A 5,173-nucleotide genomic window follows, 5' to 3' on the forward strand; every position below is an offset into this window, starting at 1 on the left:
GCATAGTCGGTCACGGTGGGCAGATACAACTGTGAGCTTGTCTCCCCGCATTGCGCGTTCCAGAAGGGAACGCAGACCTTTTCGTTTGAAATTGATTCCGCTTCCGATGTCTTTGATGATTTCCGCTTCGGGGTATTTTTTCTGCATGAACTCGACCTGTCTTTGCAGATCGTCTTTTTGTTTCGGGCTGGAGACCCGGCAGTAACAGATGGTTTCATGCTTTTCTCCTCCCCCGACAAAACCCCTGACATCGTAACGCCTCTGGCCTGATTCTGACTTGATGAACCGGATCTTGCCGCTGTCTGCCCATTTTCTCAAGGTGTTGGGGTGAACTCCCAGCATCTTTGCAGCAATCCGGCTTGGGAAGAATTCCATTGCGCCTCTCTGTTTGTGTTTGTAAATAAAACTAAACAAAGATTGGCATTCTAGGTACTATGTGTCAACCTTTCACCGATACACTCAGTCGCTGATTGGGTTTTTCTGTTCCGGCGGCGCGGCTTGCCCCGACTCATTTTTCAGAATTCTGGGCGTGATAAAGATCAGCAGTTCCTCAGTCTCGTTCAGACGGCTGCTGCCTCTGAACAAGGCCCCCAGCAGGGGAATATCCTTCAGAAAAGGAACACCCGAAACCCCCTCATTGCCCTTTTCCTTGTTCAGTCCCCCGATAACCGTGGTCTGACCGTCGAAAAGCACCACCTGGGTCTGGGCTTCCTTTTTGATAATGGTGGGATTGCCGCTGACCGTGTTGCTCCAGTCCAGCTCATCCTTGCTGGTTTTGATTTCAAGGCGCAGGGTGCGGCCATCAATGATATGGGGCTGCACCTCCAGACGGACAACGGCCTTCTTGAACTCCACCTTGACCTCTCCGTCCTCCACGGTCTGGTACGGTACTTCCTTGCCGGATTCGATCACGGCCTTCTGATTGTTCAGGGTGGTGATGGAAGGACGGGAGAGAATGTTCAGCCTGCCCTCTTTTTCCAGGGCGGAAAGCTGGACGGAAAGGATACTGGAACCCAGATATTCCGTGATGTATCCCAGGGTAAATCCTCCATCATTCACATCAACGGGAAAACTCACCACATTGCCCGTGGAAGGATCGACAGAAGAGGGGTCGGTGAGATTGAAGGAGCGCAGGGCCTGATTGCCTCCCGTCACCCAGTTGTTGCCGCCGCCCCCTCCCTTGTAGACCCCGCCCCACTGAATCCCCAGCTCCCGTGCCGTATCCCTTGTGGCTTCCACAATGTGGGCCTCCAGAAAAATCTGGGGCGTGGGCCGGTCAAGATGCTTGATGAGCTTTAAAATCCGCTCCAGATCCCCCCGTGTGGCCTGAATCATCAGGGATCGGGTATTCTTATCCACCATCACGGCGGAGCCATCGTTATCTGTCCCCAGCTCTCCGGCCTTTCCCGGCTCCTTGCGGCCTTTCAGAAACTGCTGGAGATTGGCCGCCAGCCCTTCGGGATCCGCATAATCCACATGAATCACCGCCGTCACCAGAGGTTCGGCCACCAGCACCTTGCGCTCCGATGCCAGCTGTTTTGCCCTTTCCTCCCGGGTGAGAATGCGCAGCATACTGCCCTCTTCCACAAAGGTGAGGTCATGGGCGTTCAGAAGGCTGACAAAGACCTCGTGCCATGGGGCTTCCACAATATTAAGGCTGGCCTTTCCCGCCACCCCCGGACTCATCACCACATTGCGGTTCACACTGCGGCAGAGGGTTCGGAGCAGCACGGCAATATCCACGTCCTGCATCCTGAGGGTAACGGGTGTCCGGGGAAAGACCGTATCCGATCCGGATACCCGTTCTTCCTCGCCGATGAAGGTCTTGACCACCGCATCCGAAAATTCAGGGTACTGCACCATCTTTGAGCCCGCCGTGGGAGAATACCCCTGGGAAACCTCGGCCCTGGCCCGCCAGGGATCCATGAAGGCATCTTCCTTTTTCTTCGCTTCACGGCCCATGCAGCCCGCCAGAAGTACCAGAAACAAAGCCAGGAGCAGAAGCCGCAGACCAGAAAGGCGGCATCCCCTGCCTTCCACCGTCACCATGCGTCCCCTCCCCTGCGTTCCAGAACCACCTGCCGCTTTTTCGGGCCTTCCAGCATCACAAAATCCTCATCAATCAGCACAATGCGCAGCTCTTCCTGCCCCATCAGTTTTTCCCCTTCAGCGTATTCCACGCCGGAAATCACGGCAATGCGCAGATTGCCAAGGGCCATATAGCCCATATAGATCCAGTCAGGAGGATGAACTTCCCGCACTCCGGTATCTTCCGGCACCTCTTTTTCCACAGGAAGATCCTTCAGAAAAGGATCCTGATCCCAGTCTGCGGAAGCCGTATCGAGAAGCCCCGCATATAAACGTCCGTTTTCCCGGCTCTTCGCTTCCGTGGCAAACCCGGCCAGGGCCTTTTCCGCAGCCTCGGCACCGGGTGTCCAGGTTTCAGGCGTATCCTTTTTCAGAAAAAATTCATACCCCGCATACAAAAGCGCCAGCAGGACAGCCCCGAGAAGCAGCTTTTCACGCATATTCATGAACGATGTCCCCTCCCCGGCTCCATCCGAAGCTGTAAGCGCAGCCGCATTTCCCGAAGCGTCCCCAGGCTTGAAACATCAAGGGAAAGGAAACTGTCCACAGAAGCCATGGCTCCCAGCTCCAGCAGAAAGGCATGGAAATCCTGGGGACGGCCTGCAAGCACCATGGACAGGGACAACAGCCCCTCCCTGGGATCATAGGCATCGGCATCGGGCAGCAGGGCCTTCAGCTCCAGCCCTGTATTCCGGGCCACAGGCCCGAAAATTCCCTGAAGATCCCGCAGCACGTCTCCGGGAAGGGGAAGGGGCACAGGCAAAGAAAGTTCCGGAGCAGGCTCCGGCTCGGACAGACTCCGCATCAGGCCCGTATACACAGGATACAGCAGCTCCTGGGTTCGCAGGCGGTCTTCCAGACGCCGCCCCGTCTCCTCGGCCTCCTGAACACGGCGCATGGTCATATAGGTCACCGAAAACGCATAAAAAAACAGCCCGATGGAGACAAAAGCGATCAGGACAAGGTTCATTCTGGATACCCGGAAACCGTCTTTCATGGTGTCAGTTCTCCATGGCACTCCACACTGAGGCTGAATACGAGTACCCCGTCCCGCATCTCCTGCTTCCGGACACGGGTTCCCAGAAAAAAGGGGGCCTGACTCAGGTTCAGACCATAGGCCGCCAGAAGACTCTCCGGAGTGCCCCCGTCATCACGGTGCAGGATATGGCCCTCCACTTCAATGCAGGGAAGCTCGCCTCCCCGGGTCTTTTCCTTTTTCTTTTCCCAGAAAATCCGCTGAAGATACACCGGCTCCTGGGTTCGTCGCAGGATCTCGCCTACCATGGCGATGGCCGCGTAGCGTTCCGCCCGTTTCCGGATCTTCTCTCCTTTACCGGTATAGGCCTGCTGAAGGGAGGTCAGCATTTCCGGAGTCACCGCTGTTGCAAAACCTGCCATACGGGCTTCCATCTCCTGATTTTTTTCCCGCTGACGCTCCAGCCGCCCCTGCTCCAGACCGGTATACACGGAAAGAAGTCCCATGAAAACCAGCCCCAGCAGCCCCACCATCAGGGTGAGGCGACGGTTGCGCCGGGCCTCCCGCCGCTCTTTCCAGGTGAAAAAAAGGTTGGGTGTCTTTTCCGATGACAGGGCCAGACCCGCCGCAGGGATCATCTGATCCCGTTCCGCAATGGCCTCGGGCGGGGCGTCTTCACCGGCAAAGTCCCCTTCAGCAAAGGGATCAAGGGCCTTCACGGGCAGGGTGAACTGACGGCTCAGGGCACGCATCAGCCTCGGATTGCGTACCATGTTTCCGGAAAGGTAGAGAAGGGAAGCGGGCTCACCCTTGAAGTTCAGGGTATAATATTCAAGGGTTCTTTCCACCTGACGGATGAGACGAAGCAGCACGGGCTGCCCCAGCTCCCGCAATCTTCCATCCTCAATGCCGTACTCCCGGCCCCGGATCTCCCAACGGATGGGTTCCCCTTCCACAATGGTTTCCACCATGGAAACCGCAAGCTCAAAGGGCGGTTCCGCAGCTTCTCCCGCAGCCGCCATAACGGCCTTCATCTCTTCCTGAATAACTTCCACCAGACTGTTAAAACCGGTTTTGATATCCCGGCTCAGACGGATATGCCGCCCCTGAAACACATCGATGCGCGACCAGCCGGCACCGACAAAAAGGGTGCAGACGCCCTGGGAAACCTTTCCCATACGGCCTTCGCGCAGCAGATTTTCATAGGCAAAACTGGCGATGGTGATACCGGAAAGCCGATAGCCCAAAGAAGAAAACAGGCGGCTCAGAGGCTCCAGACCCGCCTTCTTCCCATAGCAGACCAGCACCTCCAGCCTCAGGCGTCCTTCCTCCATACGGCGGCCCACAAGGGCAAAGTCATAGACCGGATCTTTCGGGAATTCCGGCCCCAGCTCCTTTTTCAAGGCCCAGAAAACCGCCTGGGGCAGTTCCTTTTCCGATACAGGGGCCAGAGCCAGAAGACGGATTTCCACATCCGCAGCCCCCATCAGCACCCAGATATTCATGTTCCGGCCTTTGCCGATAAAAGACAGGAGGGCTTTCCGAAGGGCCTCGGCAAAGGAAAGGCTGGAAGGATCGGGGGCTGTGGACAGGGGAAACCGGGCATGGCGGGTAAAGCGGCATTCCTTGCGCGTCCTTACGGCTTCCACCATAAAAATGGCGTCCGGCGAAAAACTGATGCCTACGGTACGCTGCCCCTGTCCGGGCAGGGAAAAAAACGGGGAAGATTTTATGGGAGGATGGGGAAGACTTCCTGCATCCGAACGGATTCGTTCCAGAAGTTTTTCCGTTGCAGAGAGGGTTCGGGATGCGGACACAAAAAGCTCCAGGTAAAAAGTAAAAAAAGCCTATGCCAAAAACGATACCGCCAAAAGGAAGGCGCACAAACGCCTTCCCCTCACACGAAGCACCCGTTGGAGTTAAGCAATAAAAGTGCCGGAATACCCCGTACTGTCCAAAAACATTTCCTTCAAAGGCATTCCCTTATAATAAGGTGTCTTCTGATATGTCAATCCCCAGCCCGACTTCTTTACAAAATCGGACTTCTGCCCGGCGTTCCCACGCTCCAGCGTCTTGAATCCCGGAAAAAGACCTTTCCCCAAAAACCTG

Annotated in this window: 6 protein-coding genes; all 6 read right to left on the reverse strand. The window is 56.1% G+C overall.

From position 1 onward, the window contains the following. The coding region (locus BR04_RS17040; protein WP_496357230.1) for an IS607 family transposase at window positions 1–375 on the reverse strand (375 nt) is incomplete at its 3' end. An 84-nt stretch (window positions 376–459) separates the two neighbouring features. After that, entirely contained in the window at window positions 460–2,049 is a 1,590-nt protein-coding gene (gene pilQ / locus BR04_RS17045) for a type IV pilus secretin PilQ (protein ID WP_496357231.1), read from the reverse strand. Further along, on the reverse strand, window positions 2,043–2,534 hold the full coding sequence (locus BR04_RS17050; RefSeq protein WP_496357232.1) for a hypothetical protein: 492 nt from the start codon (window positions 2,532–2,534) through the stop codon (window positions 2,043–2,045). The genes pilQ and BR04_RS17050 overlap by 7 nt, the downstream gene beginning before the upstream one ends. Next, entirely contained in the window at window positions 2,531–3,085 is a 555-nt protein-coding gene (locus BR04_RS17055) for a hypothetical protein (protein ID WP_496357233.1), read from the reverse strand. The genes BR04_RS17050 and BR04_RS17055 overlap by 4 nt, the downstream gene beginning before the upstream one ends. Beyond that, window positions 3,082–4,881: a hypothetical protein gene (locus tag BR04_RS17060; RefSeq protein ID WP_496357234.1), complete on the reverse strand. Its 1,800-nt coding sequence runs from the start codon at window positions 4,879–4,881 to the stop codon at window positions 3,082–3,084. Before BR04_RS17060 ends, BR04_RS17055 begins: the two co-directional genes overlap by 4 nt. Before the next feature lie 102 nt (window positions 4,882–4,983). Further along, a partial coding sequence (locus BR04_RS17065) for a hypothetical protein (RefSeq protein ID WP_496357235.1) occupies window positions 4,984–5,173 on the reverse strand: 190 nt, incomplete at its 5' end.

It is taken from the genome of Desulfobotulus sapovorans DSM 2055, assembly GCF_059569355.1.